This is a genomic window from Saccharothrix sp. BKS2 (assembly GCF_047689505.1).
In the GTDB taxonomy this organism is placed as follows: domain Bacteria; phylum Actinomycetota; class Actinomycetes; order Mycobacteriales; family Pseudonocardiaceae; genus Actinosynnema; species Actinosynnema lopnurensis.
Genome location: NZ_JAUQOL010000009.1, coordinates 47,105 through 71,785, shown reverse-complemented (window position 1 = coordinate 71,785; position 24,681 = coordinate 47,105). Strand labels below are relative to the sequence as shown.

Below are 24,681 nucleotides of genomic sequence, written 5' to 3'. Positions count from 1 at the left end.
CCTGTCCACGCTCGACCCGGTACGGCCCCACCCGGTCCGTGCCCGGAGGCGGGCCCGACCGAGAAGTACGCGTTGCTTTTCCCTGATCTCCCTGGAGCACGCATGTCCCGCGTAGTGATGACCGCGGCACTCGTCGCCGGTCTGCTCGTCGCCGTGCCCGCCTCGGGTGCGGCGGCCGACACCGACTACACCCTCACCATCGACCCGAGCGGCAAGGGCGCCTCGATCGAGGACACCATGTACGGCGTCTTCTTCGAGGACATCAACCGCGCCGCCGACGGCGGTCTGTACGCCGAGCTGGTGCAGAACCGGTCGTTCGAGTACAGCACCGCCGACAACGCCGGCTACACCCCGTTCACCGGGTGGGCGCCCACCGGCGGCGCCCTCGACGTGGTCAACGACGACGGTCGCCTGAACGAGCGCAACCGCAACTACCTCCGGGTCGGCCTGCCGGCCGGCCTCATCAACGCCGGGTACAACTCCGGCATCAACGTGGAGAAGGGCAAGCGGTACGACTTCTCCGTCTGGGCCCGCACGGACCAGGCCACCGGCACCCCGCTGGAGGTCGGCCTGACCGACCCGGCCGGCGAGGACCTCGCCGCGCAGCTGAGGCTCCGGGTGCGCGGGGACGGCTGGACCAGGTACACCGGCACCTTCAAGGCGCGGGAGTCCTCCACCACCGGCCGCCTCCTGCTGACCGGCGGGGGCACGGGCACGCTCCGGCTGGACGAGGTCTCCCTCTTCCCGCAGGACACCTTCAAGGGCCGGTCCAACGGCCTGCGCAGGGACCTCGCCGAGAAGATCGCCGCGCTCGAGCCCGGGTTCGTGCGCTTCCCCGGCGGCTGCCTGGTCAACACCGGCAGCCACTACGGCTACGACGAGTCCTCCAACTGGGAGCGCAAGCGCTCCTACCAGTGGAAGGACACCATCGGTCCGGTCGAGCAGCGCGCCACCAACGCGAACTTCTGGGGCTACAACCAGTCCTACGGCCTCGGCTACTACGAGTACTTCCAGTTCTCCGAGGACATCGGCGCGATGCCGCTGCCCGTGGTGCCCGCCCTGGTGACCGGCTGCGGCCAGAACCGCGCCACCGACGACCCGGTGCTGCTCCAGCGCCACATCCAGGACACGCTCGACCTGATCGAGTTCGCCAACGGCCCGGTCGACTCGACCTGGGGCCGCAAGCGCGCGGAGATGGGGCACCCGAGGCCGTTCAACCTCACCCACCTCGGGGTCGGCAACGAGGAGAACCTGGCCGACGAGTTCTTCGAGCGCTTCACCCGGTTCCGCGCCGCGATCGAGGCGAGGTACCCGGACATCACGATCATCGGCAATTCCGGGCCCGACGACACCGGCGCCAACTTCGACCGGCTCTGGCAGCTCAACCGCGAGGCCGGGGTCGATATGGTCGACGAGCACTACTACAACAGCCCGAACTGGTTCCTGGAGAACAACGACCGGTACGACGGCTACGACCGCACCGGGCCCAAGGTCTTCCTGGGCGAGTACGCCTCCCAGGACAACCGCTTCTACAACGCCCTGGCCGAGGCCGCCTTCATGACCGGCCTGGAGCGCAACGCCGACGTGGTCGAGCTGGCCTCCTACGCGCCGCTGCTGTCCAACGAGGACTACGTGCAGTGGCGGCCGGACATGATCTGGTTCAACAACCACGCCTCCTGGGGCTCGGCCTCCTACGAGGTGCAGAAGCTCTTCATGACCAACGTGGGCGACCACGTGGTGCCCAGCACGGCCTCCGGCACGCCCTGGAGCCCCTCCCCGATCACCGGCGCCATCGGGCTCTCCTCCTGGGCCACCTCCGTGGCCTACGACGACGTGGAGGTCACCTCCGCGGACGGGCGGGAGCTGTTCGCCGACGACTTCTCCGGCGACGCGGGCAACTGGACCGGCAACGGCTACGGCCGCTGGGGCGTCCAGGACGGCGCCTACGTGCAGTCCGACGCCACCGCCACGAACCCCCTCGTCACCGCAGGCGACCCGAGCTGGACCGACTTCACCTTCAGCGTCAAGGCCACCAAGCTGTCCGGCAGCGAGGGCTTCCTGATCCCCTTCGCCGTCAACGGCGCCGGCAACCCGTACTTCTGGAACCTCGGCGGCTGGAACAACACCCGGTCCGCGGTGGACGGCGGCAACCAGTCCCGCGTCTTCCACTCCGACAACACCACCATCGAGACCGGCCGCACCTACGACCTGCGCGTCGAGGTGCGCGACCGCACCGTGAAGCTCTTCATCGACGGGCGGCTCTGGGCCGAGTTCACCGACGAGGCGAGCCAGGCCCCCGAGCCCTTCCGCCAGGTGGTGACCCGGGACGAGAGGACCGGCGACCTGATCGTCAAGGTGGTCAACGCCCAGGCCGACGCCGCCAGGACCAGGGTCGACCTCGGCCGGAACACCAGGGTCCTGCCCTTTGCCGAAGCCACCGTGCTGGAGGGCCTGCCGGACGACGTGAACACCGAGCACACCCAACCCATCAGGACGCGCAAGGCGCAGGTGCGGGTCTCCGGATCGTTCACGCACACCTTCCCGCCGCACTCCGTGACCTTCTTGCGCGTCAAGGACAAGCGGCGATGAAAACCCCTGGACACGCGGTGAATTCGTCATGGTGCCACGGTATCGAACAAGTGTTCGAAAAGGGCTCCGGGTTCTCCATGATCACTCGATCAAGTGACCGGCGGAGCCGCCCCCGATTGGAGTTCCCCTGATGCCCGACCGCAGCTCGTCCGACCGCAGCTCGTCCGACCGCAGGTCCCTCGACCGCAGATCGCTGTTCCGCGTCGGCGGCGCGCTGGCCGTGGCGGGCGCCCTGCCCGCGTCGGTGACCGCCGCCTCCGCCGAGCCGCGGGCGCGGTCCGGCGGCGACCCGAACGGACCCGCGTTGACCACCCGCAACCCCCTGGTCGAGCAGCGCGCCGACCCGTTCATCACCCGCCCGACGGACGGCACGTACTACCTGACCGGTTCCGTGCCGGAGTACGACCGCGTCGTGGTGCGCGGCGCGCCGACCCTGGACGGCTTGGCCGGCGCCGAGGAGACCACGGTCTGGCGACGCCCGGCGTCCGGCGCCATGGGCGGCTACATCTGGGCGCCGGAGCTGCACCGAATCGACGGCAAGTGGTACATCTACTTCGCCGCGGGCGATTCCGACCAGCCCTTCCGCATCCGCACCTACGTCCTGGAGTCGGCCGACGCCGACCCCCGCGCGGGCGGCTGGGTGCTGCGCGGCCGGATGGTCACCGCCTGGGACACCTTCACCCTCGACGCCACCACGTTCGAGCACCGCGGCCGGCGCTACTTCCTGTGGGCGCAGAGCGAACCGGGCATCAACACCAACAGCAACCTCTACATCGCGGAGATGGCCTCGCCGCTGGCGCTGAAGACCGCGCCCGTGCGCATCGCCGTGCCCACGCTGGACTGGGAGGTCCAGGGCTTCCGGGTGAACGAGGGCGCGGCGGTGCTGGTCCGCAACGGCCGCGTGTTCGTCACCTACTCGGCCAGTGCCACGGACGCCCGCTACTGCATGGGCCTGCTCACCGCCGACGAGAACGCCGACCTGCTCGACGCGCGGTCGTGGACCAAGACGCCCACGCCGGTCTTCACCACGAACGACGCCACCCGCCAGTACGGGCCGGGGCACAACTCGTTCACCACCGTCGGCGACCAGGACGTGCTGGTCTACCACGCCCGGGACTACCGCGACATCACCGGCGACCCGCTGTTCGACCCCAACCGGCACACCCGCGTGCAGCGGCTGCACTGGAACGACGACGGCACGCCGAGCTTCGGCGTCCCCGTGGGCAAGGGCGGCCCGATCGTGCGCCTGTCCCCACTGGACTCCCCGGGGCTGCACGTGCGCCACTTCGCCTACCGCCTCCGGGTGGAGGGCAACGTGCGCGAGCCGGCCGACTCCCAGTTCCGGTTCGAGCCGGGTTTCCTGGGCTCCGGCACGACGTCGATCCAGTCCGTCAACCACCCCACCCGCTACGTCCGGTTCGACGGCGCCTCGCTGCGGCTGGACCCGAACGAGGGCACGGACGCCTACCGGCGCGCCGCCTCGTTCACGAGGGTGGCGGGGCTGGCCGACCGGGACGGGGTGTCGCTGCGCCTGGCGGCGGACCGGTCGGCCTACGTGGCGCACGACGGGTCCGGGCGGTTGGTGGTCGCCAGGCCCGGCCACGACCGGAGGGCGCGCGAGCGGGCGACTTTCCGGCTCGGCTGATCACATCCGCCCGGCGGGGGACGGTCCCTGGTGGACAATGAACCAGGCGCCTTTTCGGCGAAGAACACGTGTTATCGCTAACATCAAAGGTGCACGGCCATGAGCAGAGATGGGGCGGTAGTGGAGCAGAAGACCTCGCGCGATCCCGCGATGACGGATGTCGCCCGGCTCGCCGGGGTCTCGCACCAAACGGTGTCGCGGGTGCTGAACGGACATCCCAACGTCCGGGAGCAGACGCGGCTGCGGGTGCGGGCGGCGATCGCCGAGCTGGGCTACCGGCCCAACAAGGCGGCCCGCGCGCTGGTCACCGGCCGCTCCCAGCTCATCGGGGTGGTGGCGCAGAACTCCACCCTGTACGGGCCGGCCTCGCTGCTCGGGGCGTTCGAGCAGGCCGCGGCCGAGGCCGGGTTCGCGGTCAGCGTGGGCCGGGTGAACGTGCTGGACCGCGCGTCCATCTCGGCGGCCGTGGAGCGGCACCGCGACCAGCGGGTGGCGGGCATAGTGGTGATCGCGCCGACCGCGTCGGCCAACGACGCGGTCGGCGCCGTCTCCGCGGGCATCCCGCTGGTCACCGTCGACGGCGACCCGGAGCGGTCCACGCCGCTGGTCACCGTCGACCAGGCGGCGGGCGCCTTCGCGGCCACCCGCCACCTGCTCGACGCGGGCCACCGCACGGTGTGGCACGTCTCGGGCCCGCCGGACTGGTTCGACAGCGCGGGCCGCGTGCGCGGCTGGCGGTCGGCGCTGGAGGCGGCGGACCTGGAGGTGCCGCCGCTGGTGCCCGCGGACTGGAGCGCCGCCTCGGGTTACCGGGCCGGGCAGATGCTGGCCCGGATGCCGGAGGTCACCGCGATCTTCGCGGCCAACGACCACCTGGCCCTGGGCATCCTGCGGGCGATGAGCGAACGCGGCCGCAACATCCCGCGCGACGTCAGCGTGGTCGGCTTCGACGACGTGCCCGAGGCGGCCTACTTCATCCCGCCCCTGACCACCATCCGCCCCGACTTCGACGCGGTCGCCCGGGAGACGCTGGGCCTGCTGCTGGCCCAGGTCGGCGACGGCGAGGTGGGCGCCTCGCAGCGCACCATCGCGCCGGCCCTGGTGACGAGGGACAGCGTCGCGCCGCCCGCCTGAAAAAACCCGCCCGTGAGGAGCGCGCCCGGGGCGAGCCGGGCGCGCAACTTTTTCGTGTTCCTCGAACGGTGTTCGGCCGCCTAGGCTGACCTGGTGGCCGCAGCCCGCGGCACGTCTTCGTTGTGCACGTTCACCTGGCTGTTAAGGGCACGTTGCGGGCGGGTCTTGACGCGGTGAATGTTAGCGATAACACTCCCTCACATGGCGAGTGAACCGTTGGTGGTGGGTGTCGACTTCGGCACGTTGTCCGGCCGCGCGGTCGTGGTGCGGGTGCGGGACGGCGCCGAGTTGGGCACGGCGGTGCACGACTACGGGCACGGCGTGCTGGACCGGGCGCTGCCCGACGGCCGCCCGCTGCCCCCGGACTGGGCCCTCCAGGTGCCCCGGGACTACGTCGACGTGCTCCGCACCGCCGTCCCGGCGGCCATCGCGGACGCGGGCGTCGACCCGGCCGACGTGATCGGCATCGGCACGGACTTCACCGCGTGCACGATGGTCCCCACGACCGAGGACGGCACGCCGCTCAACGAGCTGCCGGAGTTCGCGGGCGAGCCGCACGCCTACGTCAAGCTGTGGAAGCACCACGCCGCCCAGGGCCAGGCCGACCGGATCAACCAGCTGGCCGAGCAGCGCGGGGAGACCTGGCTGCCCCGCTACGGCGGCCTGATCTCCTCGGAGTGGGAGTTCGCCAAGGGCCTCCAGCTGCTGGAGGAGGCCCCCGAGGTCTACGCGGCGATGGCCCACTGGGTCGAGGCCGCCGACTGGATCGTCTGGCAGCTGTGCGGCACCTACGCGCGCAACGCGTGCACGGCCGGCTACAAGGGCATCCACCAGGACGGCTACCCGTCCACCGACTTCCTCAAAGCGCTCAACCCCGACTTCGCCGGTTTCGTCGCCGACAAGCTCGACCACCCGCTGGGCCGGCTCGGTGACCGGGCCGGGTCGCTCACCGCGGCGGCCGCGGCCTGGACCGGCCTGCCCGAGGGCATCGCGGTGGCCGTGGGCAACGTCGACGCGCACGTCACCGCGCCGGCCGCGCGGGCCGTCGAGCCCGGCCAGATGGTCGCGATCATGGGCACGAGCACCTGCCACGTGATGAACGCCGACGTGCTGCGCGAGGTGCCCGGCATGTGCGGCGTGGTCGAGGGCGGCATCGTGCCCGGCCTGTGGGGCTACGAGTCGGGCCAGAGCGGCGTCGGCGACATCTTCGCCTGGTTCGTCGACCACAACGTGCCCCCGCAGTACCACGAGCAGGCGCGCGAGCGCGGCATCTCCGTGCACGAGCTGCTGACCGAGCTGGCCGGGCGGCAGCGCATCGGCGAGCACGGCCTGGTCGCGCTGGACTGGCACAGCGGCAACCGGTCGGTGCTGGTCGACCACGAGCTGTCCGGCCTGGTGCTGGGCCAGACCCTGGCCACCCGCGCCGAGGACACCTACCGCGCGCTGCTGGAGGCCACCGCCTACGGCACGCGGGTGATCGTGGACTCCTACACCGACGCGGGCATCCCGGTGACGGAGCTGGTCATCGCGGGCGGCCTGGTGAAGAACCGGCTGCTGATGCAGATCTACGCCGACGTGCTGGACCTGCCGCTGTCGGTGATCGGCTCCGAGCAGGGCCCGGCGCTCGGCTCGGCGATGCACGCCGCGGTCGCGGCGGGCGCGTACGCGGACATCCGCGCGGCGGCCGGGGCCATGGGCTCGGTCCGGCGCGGCGTCTACCGGCCGGTCCCGGAGCACGTCGCGGCCTACGAGCGGCTGTTCGTCGAGTACCAGGAGCTGCACGACCACTTCGGGCGCGGCGCCAACGAGGTCATGCACCGGCTCAAGGCCCTGCGCCGCGCCGCCAAGGGGGAGGACTAGATGTCGGTCCTGGACGACCTGCGCCGCACGGTCTCCGACCTGCACCGGGAGCTGGTCCGCTACGAGCTGGTGATCTGGACGGCGGGCAACGTCTCGGCCCGCGTGCCCGACCGGGACCTGATGGTGATCAAGCCGTCGGGGGTGTCCTACGACGAGCTGGGGCCCGAGGCGATGGTCGTCACCGACCTGCACGGCACCCTCGTCGAGGGCGACCTGGCGCCGTCCTCGGACACCGCCGCGCACGCCTACGTGTACCGGCACATGCCCGAGGTGGGCGGCGTGGTGCACACCCACTCGCCCTACGCCACCGCGTGGGCGGCGAGGGGCGAGCCGATCCCGTGCGTGCTCACCATGATCGCCGACGAGTTCGGCGGCGAGATCCCGGTGGGGCCGTTCGCGCTCATCGGCGACGACTCGATCGGCCGCGGCATCGTGGAGACGCTGCGCACCAGCCGCTCCGGGGCGGTGCTGATGCGCAACCACGGCCCGTTCACCGTCGGCAAGGACGCCCGCGCGGCGGTCAAGGCCGCGGTGATGCTGGAGGACGTGGCGCGCACCGTGCACTTCGCGCACCAGCTGGGCAGGCCCGACCCGATCGAGCAGCACCACGTCGACCGCCTGCACGCCCGCTACCAGAACGTCTACGGGCAATGAGCCCACGAGGGGAGCTCCGCATGTCCTCTGCCGCTGCGAAGCCGCAGGTCTGGTTCCTGACCGGGAGCCAGCACCTCTACGGCCCGGACACGCTCGAACAGGTCGCCCAGCAGTCGCAGCAGATCCAGCGGATGCTCACGGGGTCGGGGCGCATCTGCGCCGAGATCGTGTGGCGGCCGGTGCTGACCGACACCGCCGCGATCCGCGACGTGATGCTGGCCGCCAACAGCGACCCCACGTGCATCGGCGTGATCGCCTGGATGCACACGTTCTCGCCCGCCAAGATGTGGATCACCGGGCTGGACGTGCTGCGCAAGCCGCTGCTGCACCTGCACACGCAGCTGAACGAGGCGCTGCCGTGGGCGACCATCGACATGGACTTCATGAACCTCAACCAGGCCGCGCACGGCGACCGCGAGTTCGGGTTCATCCAGACCAGGCTGGGCGTGCCGCGCAAGACCGTCGCGGGTCACGCCAGCGACCCCCGGTTGGCCGAGCGCATCGACGGCTGGGTCCGCGCGGCCACGGGCCACCACCACCTGAACGGGCTGAAGCTGGCCCGTTTCGGGGACAACATGCGTGGTGTCGCGGTGACCGAGGGCGACAAGGTCGAGGCGGAACTCCGGTTCGGCGTCAGCGTCAACACCTACGGCGTCAACGACCTGGTCGAGGTCGTGGACGCGGTGCCGGACGACGAGATCGACCTGCTGGTCGCCGCCTACGCCGACACCTACCGGCTCGCGCCCGAGCTGGCCAAGGGCGGGGACCGGCACGACTCCCTGCGCTACGCGGCGCGCGTCGAGGCGGGCCTGCGCCGGTTCCTCACCGACGGCGGCTTCGGCGCGTTCACCACGAACTTCGAGGACCTGGGCGGGCTGCGGCAGCTGCCGGGCCTGGCCGTGCAGCGGCTGATGGCCGACGGCTACGGCTTCGGCGGCGAGGGCGACTGGAAGACCTCGGCGCTGCTGGCCGCGGTCAAGGCGATGGGCACGGGCACGGGCCGCGGCACGTCGTTCATGGAGGACTACACCTACCACTTCGGCCCCGGCGAGCCCAAGATCCTGGGCGCGCACATGCTGGAGGTCTGCCCGACCATCGCCGCCGACCGCCCCGGCTGCGAGATCCACCCGCTGGGCATCGGCGGCCGGGAGGACCCGGTGCGGCTGGTGTTCGACGCGGCCCCCGGCCCCGCCGTCGTGGTCGGCCTCGCGGACCTGGGGGAGCGGTTCCGCCTGGTGGCCAACGAGGTCGAGGTGGTGCCGCCGGACGAGCCGCTGCCGAGGCTGCCGGTGGCGCGCGCGGTGTGGAAGCCCGCGCCGTCGCTGTCCACCTCCGCCGAGTCGTGGCTGACCGCCGGCGGCCCGCACCACACGGTGATGACGCAGGCCGTGGGCGCGGAGACGCTGAACGACTTCGCGCAGATGGTCCGCACCGAGCTGGTCGTCATCGACCGGGACACGACCACGGCGTCGTTCGCCGACCGCCTGCGCTGGAACCAGGCGTACTTCCGGCTCGCGCAGGGCCTGCGCTAGCGCGCGCCACCACAGGGAGAGGGAGAAACAATGAGGTTTCCGCGGATCGCCGCCATCGCCGCGGCCGGTTTGCTGCTCGCCGCCTGCGGGTCGACGGAGAAGACCGTCGACCAGCAGAGCGGTTCCACCGAGGACGCGCTGGTCGGGGTGACCATGCCGACCCGCTCGTCGGAGCGCTGGATCCACGACGGTGACAACATCAAGAAGGCGTTGGAGGCGAAGGGCTACCAGGTCGACCTCCAGTACGCCGAGAACGACATCCCCACGCAGGCCAACCAGATCGAGAACCAGATCACCAAGAAGGCCAAGCTGCTGATCGTCGCCTCGATCGACGGCACCGCGCTGACCAGCCAGCTCCAGCAGGCCGCCGACGCGAAGATCCCGGTCATCTCCTACGACCGGCTCATCCGCAACAGCCCGAACGTGGACTACTACGCCACGTTCGACAACTTCAAGGTCGGCGTGCAGCAGGCGACCTCGCTGCTGACCGGGCTGGAGGTGGTCAACGCCGACGGCAGCCCCGGCACCGCGACCGGACCGGTCAACATCGAGCTGTTCGCGGGCTCGCCCGACGACAACAACGCCACGTTCTTCTTCAACGGCGCGATGTCGGTGCTCCAGCCGCACATCGACAAGGGCACCCTGGTCGTCAGGAGCGGGCAGACCGACTTCCGCACCGTGTCCATCCTGCGGTGGGACCCGGCGACCGCCCAGCGGCGCATGGAGGACATCCTCACCTCCAGCTACCAGGGCGGCGCGCTGGTGCAGGGCGTGCTGTCGCCCTACGACGGCCTGTCCATCGGCATCCTGTCCGCGCTGAAGAGCAACGGCTACGGCGGCGGCACCACGCCTTACCCGATCGTGACCGGCCAGGACGCCGAGGTCGCCTCGGTGAAGTCGATCATCGCCGGTGAGCAGTACTCGACCATCCAGAAGGACACCCGCGAGCTGGCCGAGGTGACCGTGGACATGGCCGACGCGGTGCTCAAGGGCGGCAAGCCCGAGGTCAACAACGAGAAGGACTACGACAACGGCGTCAAGGTCGTCCCGTCGTACCTGCTGGAGCCGGTCATCGTGGGCAAGGACAACTACAAGCAGGTCCTGGTCGACTCGGGCTACTACACCGAAGACCAGCTGAGGTAGTACGGGGCATGTCCGACGACATCCTGGTGATGCGCGGCATCACCAAGCGGTTCGGCGGGGTCACCGCGCTGCGCGACGTTTCGCTCGCCGTGCGGCGCGGTGAGATCCACGCCATCTGCGGCGAGAACGGCGCGGGCAAGTCCACGCTGATGAAGGTGCTCTCCGGCGTGCACCCGCACGGGTCCTACGAGGGCGGGATCGTCTTCGAGGGGCAGCCCTGCTCGTTCGGCGGCGTGCGCGACAGCGAGCGCCGCGGCATCGTGATCATCCACCAGGAGCTGGCGCTGTGCGGCCAGCTGTCCGTCGCGGAGAACCTGTTCCTGGGCAACGAGCGGGCCGAGCGGGGCTTCATCGACTGGAACCGCACCAACCACGCGGCGGGCGAGCTGCTCGCCCGCGTGGGCCTGCGGGAGAACCCCACGACGCCCGTGCACGACCTGGGCGTGGGCAAGCAGCAGCTGGTGGAGATCGCCAAGGCGCTGGCCAAGGACGTCCGGCTGCTCATCCTGGACGAGCCGACCGCGGCGCTGAACGACGACGACTCCGCGCACCTGCTCGACCTGCTCGACGGCCTGCGCGCCGAGGGCGTCACCTCGGTGATCATCTCGCACAAGCTCAACGAGGTGAAGCGGATCGCCGACAGCATCACCATCCTGCGCGACGGCCGCACGATCGAGACGCTGCCAGCCCGCGAGGTGGACGAGGAGCGGATCATCTCGGGCATGGTCGGCCGCGACCTGGAGCACCGCTTCCCGCCGCGCACGCCCCGGGTGGGCGAGGAGGTGCTGCGGATCGAGGACTGGACCGTGCACAGCCCGTCGCAGCCGGACCGCGTCGTGGTGGACCGGGCCAACCTGGTGCTGCGGCGCGGCGAGATCGTCGGCCTGGCCGGGTTGATGGGCGCGGGGCGCACCGAACTGGCGATGAGCGTGTTCGGCCGCTCCTACGGCGTCGACGTGTCGGGGCGGGTGGTCAAGGACGGGCGCGAGATCGACACGCGCACCGTCCGCAAGGCCATCCGCCACGGCCTGGCCTACGTCAGCGAGGACCGCAAGCGCTACGGCCTCAACCTCGTCGAGGACGTCAAGCGCAACGTCTCCGCGGCCGGGCTCGGCAAGCTCGCGAGGCGCGGCTGGGTGAACGAGAACGAGGAGTTCTCGGTCGCCGAGCGGTTCCGGCGCTCGATGAACATCAAGACCTCGGGCGTGGGCACGCGGGTCGGCACGCTGTCCGGCGGCAACCAGCAGAAGGTCGTGCTGGCCAAGTGGATGTTCACCGAGCCGGACGTGCTCATCCTCGACGAGCCCACGCGCGGGATCGACGTGGGCGCGAAGTACGAGATCTACTCGATCATCAACGAACTGGCCGACCAGGGGCGCGCGGTGCTGGTCATCTCCTCCGAGCTGCCGGAGCTGCTCGGCCTGTGCGACCGGGTGTACGCGCTGGCCGAGGGCCGCGTGACCGGTGAGCTGACCCGTGCCGAGGCCACCCAGGAACGCCTGATGCAGCACATGACCCAGGGACAGACCTCATGACCACCAAGACCGCGCCGACCCCGCTCCCGGAGCAGGCGCGACCGCAGCGGCGGTTCGCCGTCAACATGCGGCAGTCCGGCATCTACGTGGCGTTCGCGTTGATCGTGGCGCTGTTCGCGGTGCTCACCGACGGCGCCCTGCTCCAGCCGCAGAACATCTCCAACATCATCGTCCAGAACTCCTACGTGCTGATCCTGGCCATCGGCATGATCCTGGTGATCATCGGCGGCCACATCGACCTGTCCGCCGGGTCGGTGGTGGCGCTGACGGGCGCGGTCTGCGCGGTGCTGACCGTGCAGCTGGGCGTGCCGTGGTGGCTCGCGGTGCTGATCACGCTGGCCGCGGGCGCGGTGATCGGCGCGGCGCAGGGGTACTGGGTGGCGTTCTTCGGCATCCCGGCGTTCATCGTCACGCTGGCGGGCATGCTGGTGTTCCGCGCGCTCACCCTGACCGTGCTGGGCAACCAGGGCATCGGGCCGTTCCCGGAGCAGATCCGCACCCTGGCCAACGGCTTCACCTCCGGCTACCTGGGCAACGTCGGCCTGGGCCCGCTGGGCGGCGCGGACCTGGTGAGCCTGCTGGTCGGCGTCGCGGTGGTGGCCGGGTTCGCGTTCACCCAGTGGCGCAAGCGCAAGGCCCGGCTGGGTTACGGGCAGGTCGTCGACCCGTTCCCGGTGTTCGTGCTCAAGATCGTGCTGGCGGCGGCGGTCGTGCTGGCCGTGGTGGTGCAGCTGGCCCGGTTCCGCAACCTGCCGTGGGTGCTGGTGCTGCTGGCCGTGCTGGCGATGGGCTACTCCGTGATGGCCGACCGGTCGGTGTTCGGCCGGCACGTCTACGCCATCGGCGGCAACCTCCAGGCGGCCACGCTGTCGGGCGTGAAGGTCAAGCAGGTGACCTTCTGGGTGTTCGTCAACATGGGCGTGCTGTCGGCCCTGGCGGGCATCATCTTCGCGGGCAGGCTCAACCAGGCCGGGCCCACCGCGGGCACCTCGTTCGAGCTGGACGCGATCGCGGCGGCGTTCATCGGCGGCGCGGCGGTGCAGGGCGGCGTGGGCAAGGTGGTCGGCGCGATCACCGGCGGCCTGATCATGGGCGTGATCAACAACGGCATGTCGTTGATCGGCGCGCCCAGCGAGCGGGTGATGCTGGTCAAGGGCCTGGTGCTGCTCGCGGCGGTGGCCTACGACGTGTGGACCAAGCGGCGGGCGTGACCCACCGCGCCGTCGAGGGCGCGCCCGAGCCCTTGACGGCGCACCGCCCATCCGGTCTACTACCGTTCTGGGAACGCTCCCAGGCGTGGTCGGCGCTTCGTGCCGCCGCGCCCGCGGTTTTCGGTGGCGGTCCGTCGTCCCCCGACGGACCGCCGCCAACCCCCCGACGAGAACCTTCCCCGACGAGAACCTCCACCACCGAAAACCCCAGAGGACATCCGCCGCCATGTAGGAAAGCGCTTACCAAACCGATGCAGGAGACCCCGATGAAAGCTCTGCTCGCCGTGTCAGCGTTGACCGCGGCGCTCCTCCAGGTCGCCACCGCACCCCAGGCGCAGGCCGCCTGCGGCGACGGCTCGTACAACGCCGAGGTCACCGGTTCCGGGAGCAGCTTCACCGCCCGGAACGGCAGCCGGACCGTCTACACCGGCAACAGCCTGCGCGCCGCCCTCCAGGCCGCCAACGACAGCCTCACCGCGAACCGCACCTCGAAGGAGCGGATCGTCGTCCGGGCCTCCGGCTCCATCCCGGCGGGCGAGCGGTACTCGATGCGCAGCTACACCACGATCGACCTGTGCGGCACCATCAACGTCACCGGTTCCGGCTCGGGCGACTACGCCCCGGTGTACGCGCGCGGCGTGCGCGACATCGAGGTCCAGAACCTCACCCTCACGGGCACGCCGGTCTACGGCATCTTCATGCGCAACGTCACCAACGTCGTCATCGGCACCGTGAACATGCGCCTGTCGCGCGGCCTCGGCGTGCGCATCGACAACCGCGGCGACACCAGCCAGTGGACCCGCAACGTCCGCATCGACTACGCCTACGTGCAGGGCGCCAGCTCGCACGCCGTGGAGACCTACGGCGTGGACGGCCTGACCATCGGCACGGTCGTGGCGCGCGGCGTCGGCGAGTCGGGCCTGCTGCTCAACCAGACCATCAACGCCACCGTCGGCACCGTGGACGCGGAGAACGCGGGCACCGGCACCGGCTACGCCGCCTTCCGCACCGCCAACCGCAACGGCCGCGTCGGCAGCAGCTACCCGATCAACGTCCGGGTCGGCCAGGTCATCGCCCGCGGCGGCGGCCGGGGCATCTTCTGCGTCTCGGAGAGCGGCGGCCTCCAGATCGACCGGGTCGACATCGCCAACACCGGCAGCAACGCCATCCTGATCGAGAACTGCTACAACGTGAACATCGCCGCCCAGAGCGGCACCGTCTCCGGTCCCGGCGACATCCGGCTGGCGGCGCGCAGCGAGTTCCCGGTGACCAGCGACATCGTCATCCAGAACCTGCGGGTGTCGAACTCGGCCATCCGCGAGAGCCCGTGCGGCAACAACACCACGTTCCGCAACAACACCCTGGTCAACACGAGCCAGAGCATCTGCTGACCCCGGCCCGACCGGGACGCGGGGCGGGGCGGTACCGCCTTCTGAACCGTTCCGCCCGGCGTCCCGGAATCGGTACTGTGCGGTGCCTGGGGTGCGGGAGGTGCCGCGTGAACCGTTACGACCGGTTGAACGCACTGCTGGAGCTCGTGGCCGAACGCGGGCGGGTCGAGGTGGACGACATCGCCGTCGAGCTCGACGTCTCCGGCGCGACCATCCGCCGCGACCTCGACCACCTGGCCGAACAGCAGCTGCTCACCCGGACCAGGGGCGGGGCGGTCGCCCACGCGGTCGCCTACGACCTGCCGCTGCGCTACCGGACGGTGCGGCGGGAGGGGGAGAAGCAGCGCATCGGGCGGGCGGCGGCCGGGCTGGTCACGCCGGGCGCGGTGGTCGGCATGAACGGCGGCACGACCACCACCGAGGTGGCCCGCGCGCTCGCCACCAGCGCGGAGTTCGGCGGCGCGGACGGCGACGGCCTGGTCACCGTGGTCACCAACGCGCTGAACATCGCCACCGAGCTGGCCGTGCGGCCGCAGGTGAAGCTGGTGGTGACCGGCGGGGTGGCGCGGCCGCAGACCTACCAGCTGATGAGCCCGCTCGCCGGGAAGATCATCAACGAGCTGAGCCTCGACGTGACGTTCCTCGGGGTGGACGCGATCGACCCCGACTCGGGCGCCTACTCCCACCACGAGGGCGAGGCGGACGTGAACCGGATGCTCGCCACCCGCGCCCGGCGCGTGGTCGTGGTGGCCGACTCCGCCAAGATCGGGGCCCGCGCGTTCGCCGAGGCGTACCCCATCAGCGGCGTCCACGTGCTGGTCACCGACGTCGACGCCGCCCCCGAGGACGTGCGCCGGTTCCGCGAGCGCGGGGTCGAGGTCAGGCTGGTCTGACCTGCGGTCCACTGTGGTCCGCACATGAGGTTCCCTCGCGGACGGACCGGCCCGGTTGCGGTCCGGTCACACCGTCGCGCGAGGTGCTTGACACCGGCCTGTGCCGCGGGACACAGTAGCCGCCGATTTCGGACGTCGGATCTGGGGAGCGTTCCCGGGACGAGGGGCCCCGGCACGGCACGCTCGGTGTTCACGTCTTGACCGCGGTGGGAGGACGAAGTGCCACGCGGTTCTCGGGCCGGTTGTCACGTGATGGGAGAGCCGTGACGACCGGCCACCAACGAAAGGGGGTGCGCCGCGCCGGCGCGGCGCACCCCCCGGTACCGCCGTCCCGGACCGGCCGGGTCAGTGCAGTCCGGGTCAGTGCAGTTCCGCCGCCGCCGCGCGGAAGACCGCGGCGGCGACCCGCGCCAGCGGCGGCGAGTCGAGCTTCCACTGCTGCCAGTGCAGCGGCACGTCCACCGGGCGGTCCGGCGCCAGGCGCACCAGGCCCCGGTGCCGCCTGACCTGGTGCTCGGTCAGCAGCGCCCAGCCCGCGCCCGCCGCCACGGCGTCCTCGAACACGTGCCCGTCCGGCAGGTGGTGGCGGCGCGCCGACGCGTCGCGTCCGGTCAGCCCGCGGCAGAACGCGTCCTGGAGGTCGTCCTTCGCGTCGAACACGACGACCGGGGCCTCGTGCAGCGGGCGGTCCGCCCAGCGCCGCGCGAACGCCCTGGCGGCCACCGCGTGGTAGCGGATGCTGCCCAGCCGGAAGGCCCGGCACCCCTGCACCGGCCGCGGCGACGAGGTCACGGCGGCCACGACCAGCCCCTGGCGCAGGAGGTCGGTGGTGTGGTCCTGGTCCTCCCGCCGCACGGCCAACACCAGGCCCTCGTCGCCGGCCAGTTCCTTGACCGCGCGGCGGAACCAGGTGGACAGCGAGTCGGCGTTCACCGCCACCGGGATCGGCGTCGGGTCCTCGACCAGGCCCAGCGCCTCGCGGGCGTCCCGGTCCAGCAGCGCCTGTTGCCTGCCGTACCGGGCGACCACCACGCCGGAGTCGGTCAGCCGAGCGGGCTTGGAGCGCACCAGCAGCACCCGGCCGGTGCGCTGCTCCAGCTGCTTGACGCGCTGGCTGACCGCGGACGGCGTGACGTGCAGCGCCTTGGCCGCAGCGTCGAACGTGCCCTCGTCCACGACGGCCAGCAGGGTGCGCACGCACTCCGGATCGAGCATCACGGCCGCTAACGATACTGAAGGAAACTTAGCTGGTCTTCATCGAGCCCGGTTCCTACCGTCGAGGCGTGATGCACGCGCTGCTCGCCGGACTCGGCACCGGCTTCTCCCTGATCGTCGTCATCGGCGCGCAGAACGCCCTGGTGCTCAGGCAAGGCGTGCTGCGCCGGCAGGTGCCGGCGGTCGTGGCCATCTGCGCGGGCTCCGACGCGCTGCTCATCCTGCTCGGCGTGGGAGGGGTCGGGGCGGCGCTGACCGCGTGGCCCGCGGCCCTGGAGGTGGTGCGCTGGGTCGGCGCGGCGTTCCTGGTCGGCTACGGCGTGCTGGCCGCGCGGCGGGCGCTGCGACCGGCCGCGCTGGAACCGGGCGGGGCGGCGTCCGCGGTGATCGCCACGTGCCTGGCGCTGACCTGGCTCAACCCGCACGTCTACCTGGACACCGTGCTGCTGCTGGGCACGGCGTCCACCGGGTTCGGCGCCGACCGGTGGTGGTTCGCGGCCGGGGCGATCACGGCCAGCGCGCTGTGGTTCGGGGGCCTGGGCTTCGGCGCGCGCCGGCTGTCCGGCACGTTCACCCGGCCCTCGGCGTGGCGGGTGCTGGACGCCGTGGTGGCCGTGGTGGTCACGGCCACCGGCGTCTCCCTGGTCCTCCACTAGGGACCGCGCGCGGCTGCCCGGGACACCGGGGTCACCAGGTGCTGTTGACCAGCCCGGTGCCCAGGTAGACCTGGTCGAACCCGTTGCCGTCCTGGTCGTCGGTGTAGGCGACGGTGATCCGCCCCCACGCGTCCACGCCCAGCGCCGGCTCGTCCTGCCGCCCGGTGGCGGTCGAGACGGTCGCCTGCCGCGGCAGCCTGCCCTCGACCGTGCCGTCCGGGTTCAGGCCCTGCGTGACCACGTCCTGCGCCCGCACCCAGGTCACCACGACGTTCAGCTGGTCGTCGAGGCCGATCCGCGGGTCCGTCCCGGCCTGGTCGGGGTCGGCCAGCACGGTGTCGGCGGCGGTCCGGGGCACCCCGGCGGCGGTGAACGACCGGGCGGCCACCGCGGCGACGCCCGGGTGGTCGGTCTCCCAGGCCACCGCGAAGTCGCCGTTGAAGTTCGCCGCCACCACCGGGCGCCGCTGCTGCCCGTCACCGGCGGCGTTGGCCGTGCCCTGCGCCAGCTTCACCCCGCCGGCCGGGGTCAGGACCTTGCGGCCGATGTTGAAGAACCCGTTGCCGTCGCCGTCCTCGTCCCACACCACGACCGCGTTGCCGGCCGCGCCCACGGCCACGTCGGGCCGCTGGTGCGTGCCGCCCGCGTCGTTCACCCGCACCTCGTAGGTCTTCGACGTCACCGACGCGAACCCGGCGGCCCGCACGGTCGGCTCCGCGCCGGTCTGCCGGTCCTCCCACACCACCGCGAACCCGGCGGTGTCGGGGTCGGCGGCCACCGCCGGGGCGAGCTGCTGGCCGTCCGCGCTCGCGTTGGCCCGCGCCGAGCCGGTCACCGCGCCGGTGGCCGACAGCGCCCGCACCTGGATGTTGTAGTAGCCGTTGCCGTCGGCGTCGTCGGCCCACACCACGACCGCGGTGCCGTCGTCGTGCAGGGCCACGTCCGGCCGCACGTGCCGCCAGTCGCCGCTGCCGCCCGCCGAGAGCTTCTTCTCGTAGCGCGACGCGCCGTCCTTGAACAGCCGTACCCACACGTCGCTGTGCACCGGGTCGGTGGGCGTGGCGGCGTCGCGGTCGTCCTCCCATACGACGGCCGTCCAGCCGTTGCGCACCGCGGCCACCGCGGCGTTGTCCTGGTCGCCGGTCGCGGTGCTGTTGGCCGTGGTCCACGTGGCCGCCGCCGACGCGGTGCCCGCGCCCAGCAGCAGGAGCCCGCACACCAGGGGGATGATCTTCTTCATGGCGCCTGCAATCCGGGGTTGCCCGCTTCGACGACGTAGCTCTGGAGGGTCCGGACCGGGTAGTCGCGGGTGGTGACCCGGTCGACGAAGCGGAAGTCGACGTCGACCCGCGTGGAGGTGGTCCGGGTGCGGACGTAGCCGCGGAGGTTCTTGTAGAACCTGACGTGCGGGTTGAGGGCGGACAGGCCGTTGTCCGCGGCGTTGCCGTCGCCGCCCGAGGTGATCGAGGTGGTGACCAGCTCGGTGCCGATCACCCGGTCCCGGGCGTCGTAGTCGAGCAGCAGGTCCGCCGCCCACGACCGGTGCACGTCGCCGGTCAGCACGACGGTGTTGCGCAGGCCCGCCGAGTCCCAGCCGCGCTGGAGCCGGTCCCGGTTGGCGGTGTAACCGTCCCAGGAGTCCATGGACCTCGCCCCGTCGGCCGAGGCGAGCTTCTGCGCGAAGAACACCTGCTGGCCCAGGAAGTCCCAGGTGCCCAGCCGCTGCCGCATCCCGTCGAGCAGCCACGCCTCCTGGGTCGCGCCGGTGAGGGTGCGCGCCGGGTCGTCGGCGTCCGCGCAGACCTTGGTGCCGTCGCCGCACGCCTGGTCGGCGCGGTGCTGCCGGGTGTCGAGCATGTGGAACGTGGCCAGGCCGCCCCAGCGCACCCGGCGGTAGAGCTGCATGTCCTCCGCCACCGGCCGCTGCGCCGGCCGCAGCGGCATGTGCTCGTAGTAGGCCTTGTACGCCGCCGCGCGGCGCGCCCGGAAGTCGCCCGCGGGGGAGGTGTTGGCGCGCACCAGGTCGGCGTAGTTGTTCTCCACCTCGTGGTCGTCCCACACGACCAGCCACGGCGCGGCGGCGTGCGCGGCCTGGAGGTCCACGTCGGTCTTGTACTGCGCGTGCCGCACCCGGTAGTCGGCCAGGCCGGTGATCTCCGCCGACGGGGCGAACCCGCGCACCCGGGTGGTGGTCGCGGCGCCCTCGTAGATGTAGTCGCCCAGGTGCAGGACCAGGTCCGGGTTCTCCTCGGCCATCCGCCGGTAGGCGGTGAAGTACCCCTCCTCGTAGTGCGAGCAGGAGGCGAACAGCATGGTCAGCGCCGGGCTGGTGCCGGGGGCGGGCGCGGTCACGCCGCGGCCGACCGGCGAGATGTGCCCGGCCGCGCGGAACCGGTAGGAGTACTCGCGGCCGGGTTGCAGGCCGGTCACCTCCACGTGCAGGCTGTGCGCCCAGTCGCGCGTCGCGACGGTGGAGCCGCTGCGCACGACCTGGGTGAACCGGTTGTCGGTGGCGACCTGCCACTCGACGGTCACCGGGTCGGCCGCCATGCCGCCCAGGCCGTCGGCGGCGAGCGGACTGGGCGCCAGGCGCGTCCAGATCACGAAGCCGTCCGGCGCGGGCTCGCCGGAGGCGACGCCCAGGGTGAACGGGTAGGCCAGGGCGTTCGCGACGGCGGGCGCGAGGATCGTCGCGCCCGCGCTCGCCACGCCGCCGGCGATGAGCGCTCGTCGGGTCAACGGGGACATCGGCACTCCTTCGGTGCAGGGCCGGGAAGAACGCTGCCGAAACTTCTGCGGGCCCCTGCCTACACCCAACAGGTGATCGACGCGTGTACGCGCGGTGGATCCGGGTGGGCGACGGGGCACGGCAAGACGGGATGCCGTAGCGGGCCCGTGGGGTGGGCGCACGCCCGGCGGGCAGCGGCCGCGACGGGTTCCCCGCCGGGGAACCGGACAGGCGGGTCCGGGGCGCCGCGACCCGGGTTCGTCCACATCGGACGACCGGGCTCGACGCCGGCGAGCCGGCCGCGGCGGACGACCACCGCGCCGCGCCGGCCCGCTGCGGGCGGCGTCGGCGGCGGAGGACCCGGGCCGGGATGCCTCGGCGGAGTCCGGTCGCGGGCGAAGGGCATGATCACCCTCGACGCTTGACGGTCCGTGGCGGGTTGGGTGAAAAAACCGCCGACAGGGTGTATCTGGAAGGGCCTCTGGCGCGTCAACACACCGGGTGAACCATTTTGGATCACCGTACGTGTTGGAGAAGTACCCGATGACCATCCTTGAGGGGGAACCGGTCGTGACCGAGGCCGAAGCCAGGACCACGTTGATCAGGATGCCGCGGCGGCCGGCCGGGACCCCCGCCGGGGACTGGGCGACCGGTCTGTTCCCCAGGCTCGACCCGCTGCCGGGCGACCGCGAGCCCCTGCGCGTGGTGGTGGCGGGCGGTGGCCCGGTCGGGCTGTCCTTCGCCTGCGCGCTGCGGGCGATGATGGGCGACCAGGTCGAGGTCCGCGTCCACGACCGGCGGTGGCGGCGGCAGGGCGACCGGGTGGTGTGGCTGGGGCAGGCCGAGGGCAACTTCCGGCGCGAGCAGGTGGTGACGCTCCAGAGCAACGTGTGGTCGACGCTGCCGCACCGGGTGCAGGAGCGGCTGTTCACCGAGGGCCGCTTCGGGGAGATGTGGCCGCTGGGCCCGGACTCGCCCGCGGCGAAGGGCCGCCCGCGCAACGTCCGGATCCGGTGGGTCGAGGACTGCCTGCTGGACATGGCCCAAGACGTCTACGGCGTCGAACTCGTGCCCGGCCGCTACGAGGTCCCGGCGGCGTGGGGCGACACGCACATCCTGGTCGTCGCCGACGGCGCGAACTCGCCGACCCGCGACCGGCTCAAGGACCACTTCGGCAAGCCCGACCGGGACTTCTACTCGGTCGACGGCGAGCAGCTGGTGGAGACCGTGCTGGGCATCCGCGTCAAGGGCGTGTTCCCCGACGAGCACACGGTGCCGTTGACGGTCAGCCAGAACCGGTACCTGTTCAACTCCCTGGGCGGCGGGTTCATCAACATGCGGCTGACCGCCGAGGAAGCCTCGGAGATCGTGGCCATCGGCGAGCACAGCCCGGTCGACTGCATCCGCACCTACCGCTGCACGATGCTGCCGCGCGGCGACCGGTTCGCCTGCGACCGGCACCGCGCGGTCTTCAAGCCCTCGGTCGACCGGCTGTCGTTCCTGTGGCCGCGGGTCCTGGAGGGCGTGCGGTTCTTCGGCGCGGCGCCGCGCGACATCCTCGGCGTCACCATGTTCAACCTGAGCATGACGCAGAACGCCCGCTTCACCGCCCAGCTCGGCCCGGCCACGTTCGGGTTCCTGATCGGCGACGCGGCCAACTCGCTGCACTTCTGGCCCGGCCGCGGCCTGAACACCGGGGTGAAGAGCGCGCTGTCGCTGGCGGGCGCGTTGCGCTCGCGGTGGCGGGGCAGGCAGTTCCGCGCGTCGGACTTCTCCGGTCACGAGGGCCTGATGCAGCAGCTCCAGTACCGGGAGAAGTCGCGGGCCTGGACCACCATGCTCATGCCCGACGAGGACGGGGTGGCGCGCGGCGTCGAGGCGCGGCTGCGCGACGGCCTGGACGGGCCGTACGACCGGGCGGCGCTGACCGCCGTGCTGTGGGAGCGGGTGAAGGAGGTCAAGGCGCGCCTGGCCGGCCGGACGGGGCAGCTGCCGCCGGACGAGTGGTACCTCCAGCGCGTCAACGGCCTGCACGTGAGGACGCTGAAGCAGCTCGTGGAGACCGGGCCGTGGATCACCCGCGAGATCGGCGGCGACGAGGTGTCGGTGGACGTGGAGTTCCCCGAGTCCTACCTGGCGGCCGTCCCGGTGCCGGTGCCGGCCGCGCCGCCGACGCCGGTCGTGCCGCAGGTCGACCCGGACCCGACGGTGTTCAGGCCGCGACCGGTGCCCCCGTCCCCGGTGGCCCAGCCTTCGGTGGCCCAGCCTTCGGTGCACCCGTCTTCGGTGCCCACGACTTCGGGCCACGCCGAGCAGACCGTGCTCAAGCCCCTGCGCGACGTGCTGCCGCTCGACCGGCCCGCCGACGGCGGGTCCCCGGCCCGGCTCGCGCCGGCCTAGCCGGGCGGTTCCACGACCCGGCGCGCGCCGCCGGCGGCGGTGGCGGTCCAGCTCTCGGGCTCGGTGTAGCCGTGGCCCGCGAAGGCCGAGCGCACCGCCGCCGCGCAGGCGTCGGCCGCCGCCTCCTCGACCAGGGCGATGACGCAGCCGCCGAAGCCGCCGCCGGTCATCCGGGCGCCCAGCGCGCCCTCGTGCAGCAGCGCCTCCACCGCCACGTCCAGCTCGGGGACCGTCACCTCGAAGTCGTCGCGCAGCGACTCGTGCGAGGCGGTCAGCACCGGCCCGACCTCGTGGACGCGGCCCGCCCGCAGCAGGTCCGCCACCTCCAGCACGCGCGCGTTCTCGCCCACCACGTGCCGCACCCTCGGCACCAGCTTCTCGGGCAGGTCGCGGGGCTCGCCGACCAGGTCGCGCAGCGCGGCCACGCCCAGCAGCTCGGCGGCCCGGTGGCAGTCGCGGCGGCGGGCCGCGTACTCGCCGTCCACCAGCCGGTGCGGCGCCTTGGTGTCCACGACCAGCAGCGCGAGCCCGGCCGCCACCGGGTCGAACGGGATGTGCTCGACCGCCAGCGTCCGCGTGTCCAGCAGCAGCGCGTGCCGCTCCCACGCCAGCAGCGAGGCCGACTGGTCCATGATCCCGCACGGCACCCCGACGAACTCGTTCTCCGCCCGCTGCGCGATCCGCGCCAGCTCCCGGCGGTCCAGCGCGATGCCCGACAGCTCGGTCACCGCGAGCGCGGTGGCGCTCTCCAGGGCCGCCGACGAGGACAGCCCCGCGCCCGGCGGCACGGTGCCGTCCACCAGCAGGTCGAACCCGCCGATCGGGTGCCCGGCCTCGCGCAGCGCCCACACCACGCCCGCCACGTACGCGGCCCACCCGGTCACCGCGCCCGGCCGCAGGTCCGCCACGCTCAGCTCGGCGGTGCCGCCGACCTGCCGGGAGGCCGTCCGCAGCACGCCGTCGTCGCGCCGGTGGGCCCGCACCCGCACCGAGTGGGACAGGGCGATGGGCAGCACGAACCCGTCGTTGTAGTCGGTGTGCTCACCGATGAGGTTGATCCTGCCCGGAGCCTCGAACACCCCGTCACGCGTCACCCGTGCTCTCCCTCACCCGCAGCGTGAACGGCGTCCGCACGTGCTCCGGCGGCCGTTCGGTGTCGTCCACGCGCCGGCGCAGCAGGTCCACCGCGGCGTGCGCGATAGCCGCCTTGTCCGGTGCGACCGTGGTCAGCGAGGGGAGGCTGTAGGCACCCTCCTCGGTGTTGTCGAAGCCTACGACAGCGAGGTCGTCCGGAACCCGGACGCCCCGCTCGGCGGCCGCCCGCACCGCGCCCACGGCCAGCAGGTCGTTGAAGCAGAACACCGCGTCCGGCGGCTCGGGGGAGGCCAGCAACCGCGCCATGGCCTCCGCGCCGTCCCGGCGGTGGTAGTTCAGCGCGGTCGCGACCAGCTCGTCGCGCACCGGCAGGCCCGCCTCGGCCAGCGCGAGCCGGTAGCCGGTCAGGCGCTGCGCGGCGGTGCCGCGGTGGGGGTGCGCGCCGATGGCGGCGATCCGGGTGCGGCCCAGGGAGACCAGGTGCGCCACGGCCTCGCGCGCGGCGGCCACGTTGTCGATGCCGACGTGGTCGAACGGCACGTCCACGTGGTGCTCGCCCAGCAGCACCACCGGGATGCCGGGCGCCAGCTCGCCGAAGTCGCGCCCCTCCAGCGCCTCCGGGCTGACGATCGCGGCGTCGATCATGTGCGGGCCGAGGGCGGCGAGCGTGTCGCGCTCCCCGTCGCGGGTGCCCCGGGTCTGCTCGATCAGCACGTTCCACTCGTGCTCCTGCGCCGCGCCGAGCACGAGGTTCGCCAGCTCCGCGAAGTAGGGCACCACCAGCTCCGGCAGCACCAGGGCGAGGAAGCCGGTCCGGCCGCGGCGCAGGTTGCGGGCGCCCAGGTTGGGCCGGTAGCCCGTGGCGGCGAGCGCCTGCTCGACCCGGCTGCGGTTCTCGGGCTTCACGAACGCGTAGCCGTTGACCACGTTCGACACCGTCTTCACCGAGACGCCCGCCAACGCGGCGACGTCCTTGAGCGTGGCCAACCAGCGCCTCCCC

18 protein-coding genes are annotated in these 24,681 nt (G+C 72.2%); 13 read left to right on the top strand and 5 right to left on the bottom strand.

Annotated elements, in window-relative coordinates; genetic code table 11:
* Positions 1-102: 102 nt before the first annotated feature.
* From Q5530_RS20245 to Q5530_RS20195, 11 genes are all read left to right on the top strand, one after another.
* The gene (locus tag Q5530_RS20245) at positions 103-2,589 is read left to right on the top strand and encodes an alpha-L-arabinofuranosidase C-terminal domain-containing protein (protein ID WP_415364249.1); all 2,487 of its coding nucleotides are present in this window, start codon (positions 103-105) and stop codon (positions 2,587-2,589) included.
* Positions 2,590-2,719: 130 nt separating this feature from the next.
* Positions 2,720-4,234 carry a family 43 glycosylhydrolase gene (locus Q5530_RS20240; RefSeq protein WP_415364247.1) on the top strand — a complete coding sequence of 505 codons (1,515 nt, stop codon included), beginning with the start codon at positions 2,720-2,722 and terminating at the stop codon, positions 4,232-4,234.
* Between the two features lie 99 nt (positions 4,235-4,333).
* Positions 4,334-5,368 (top strand): LacI family DNA-binding transcriptional regulator, encoded by a 1,035-nt coding sequence (locus tag Q5530_RS20235; protein WP_380635407.1) that lies wholly within the window; start codon positions 4,334-4,336, stop codon positions 5,366-5,368.
* Between the two features lie 201 nt (positions 5,369-5,569).
* Positions 5,570-7,228: a ribulokinase gene (gene araB, locus Q5530_RS20230; protein WP_415364246.1), complete on the top strand. Its 1,659-nt coding sequence runs from the start codon at positions 5,570-5,572 to the stop codon at positions 7,226-7,228.
* Positions 7,229-7,882, top strand: a complete 654-nt coding sequence (locus Q5530_RS20225) for an L-ribulose-5-phosphate 4-epimerase (RefSeq protein WP_380635403.1) — start codon at positions 7,229-7,231, stop codon at positions 7,880-7,882.
* Between the two features lie 20 nt (positions 7,883-7,902).
* Positions 7,903-9,414 carry an L-arabinose isomerase gene (gene araA / locus Q5530_RS20220; RefSeq protein ID WP_380635401.1) on the top strand — a complete coding sequence of 504 codons (1,512 nt, stop codon included), beginning with the start codon at positions 7,903-7,905 and terminating at the stop codon, positions 9,412-9,414.
* Positions 9,415-9,444: 30 nt separating this feature from the next.
* Positions 9,445-10,557, top strand: coding sequence for a multiple monosaccharide ABC transporter substrate-binding protein (gene chvE / locus Q5530_RS20215; protein ID WP_415364244.1), 1,113 nt, complete (start codon positions 9,445-9,447; stop codon positions 10,555-10,557).
* Between the two features lie 8 nt (positions 10,558-10,565).
* The gene (mmsA, locus tag Q5530_RS20210; protein WP_380635397.1) at positions 10,566-12,092 is read left to right on the top strand and encodes a multiple monosaccharide ABC transporter ATP-binding protein; all 1,527 of its coding nucleotides are present in this window, start codon (positions 10,566-10,568) and stop codon (positions 12,090-12,092) included.
* Positions 12,089-13,303, top strand: coding sequence for a multiple monosaccharide ABC transporter permease (gene mmsB / locus Q5530_RS20205; RefSeq protein WP_415364242.1), 1,215 nt, complete (start codon positions 12,089-12,091; stop codon positions 13,301-13,303). The genes mmsA and mmsB overlap by 4 nt, the downstream gene beginning before the upstream one ends.
* A gap of 266 nt (positions 13,304-13,569) precedes the next feature.
* Positions 13,570-14,694 carry a hypothetical protein gene (locus tag Q5530_RS20200; protein ID WP_415364240.1) on the top strand — a complete coding sequence of 375 codons (1,125 nt, stop codon included), beginning with the start codon at positions 13,570-13,572 and terminating at the stop codon, positions 14,692-14,694.
* A gap of 107 nt (positions 14,695-14,801) precedes the next feature.
* Positions 14,802-15,587, top strand: a complete 786-nt coding sequence (locus tag Q5530_RS20195) for a DeoR/GlpR family DNA-binding transcription regulator (protein ID WP_415364238.1) — start codon at positions 14,802-14,804, stop codon at positions 15,585-15,587.
* 360 nt (positions 15,588-15,947) lie between these two features.
* Here the strand turns inward: Q5530_RS20195 and Q5530_RS20190 are convergent, their stop codons facing one another.
* Positions 15,948-16,802, bottom strand: coding sequence for an ArgP/LysG family DNA-binding transcriptional regulator (locus Q5530_RS20190; RefSeq protein WP_415364571.1), 855 nt, complete (start codon positions 16,800-16,802; stop codon positions 15,948-15,950).
* 71 nt (positions 16,803-16,873) lie between these two features.
* Here Q5530_RS20190 and Q5530_RS20185 point away from each other — a divergent pair, with 71 nt between their 5' ends.
* Positions 16,874-17,458 (top strand): LysE/ArgO family amino acid transporter, encoded by a 585-nt coding sequence (locus Q5530_RS20185; protein WP_415364569.1) that lies wholly within the window; start codon positions 16,874-16,876, stop codon positions 17,456-17,458.
* Between the two features lie 31 nt (positions 17,459-17,489).
* On the opposite strand, the gene Q5530_RS20180 is transcribed toward Q5530_RS20185, so the two are convergent.
* Positions 17,490-18,698, bottom strand: coding sequence for a hypothetical protein (locus tag Q5530_RS20180; protein ID WP_415364236.1), 1,209 nt, complete (start codon positions 18,696-18,698; stop codon positions 17,490-17,492).
* Positions 18,695-20,206 (bottom strand): alkaline phosphatase D family protein, encoded by a 1,512-nt coding sequence (locus Q5530_RS20175; RefSeq protein WP_415364235.1) that lies wholly within the window; start codon positions 20,204-20,206, stop codon positions 18,695-18,697. The genes Q5530_RS20180 and Q5530_RS20175 overlap by 4 nt, the downstream gene beginning before the upstream one ends.
* 523 nt (positions 20,207-20,729) lie before the next feature.
* On the opposite strand from Q5530_RS20175, the gene Q5530_RS20170 reads away from it, so the two are divergent.
* Positions 20,730-22,586, top strand: a complete 1,857-nt coding sequence (locus Q5530_RS20170; RefSeq protein WP_415364234.1) for a hypothetical protein — start codon at positions 20,730-20,732, stop codon at positions 22,584-22,586.
* Here Q5530_RS20170 and galK read toward each other — a convergent pair.
* Together galK and Q5530_RS20160 are read right to left on the bottom strand one after the other, a co-directional pair.
* Entirely contained in the window at positions 22,583-23,680 is a 1,098-nt protein-coding gene (gene galK / locus Q5530_RS20165) for a galactokinase (RefSeq protein WP_415364233.1), read from the bottom strand. The genes Q5530_RS20170 and galK overlap by 4 nt on opposite strands.
* Positions 23,670-24,668 (bottom strand): LacI family DNA-binding transcriptional regulator, encoded by a 999-nt coding sequence (locus tag Q5530_RS20160; protein WP_380635383.1) that lies wholly within the window; start codon positions 24,666-24,668, stop codon positions 23,670-23,672. Before Q5530_RS20160 ends, galK begins: the two co-directional genes overlap by 11 nt.
* Positions 24,669-24,681: the final 13 nt, after the last annotated feature.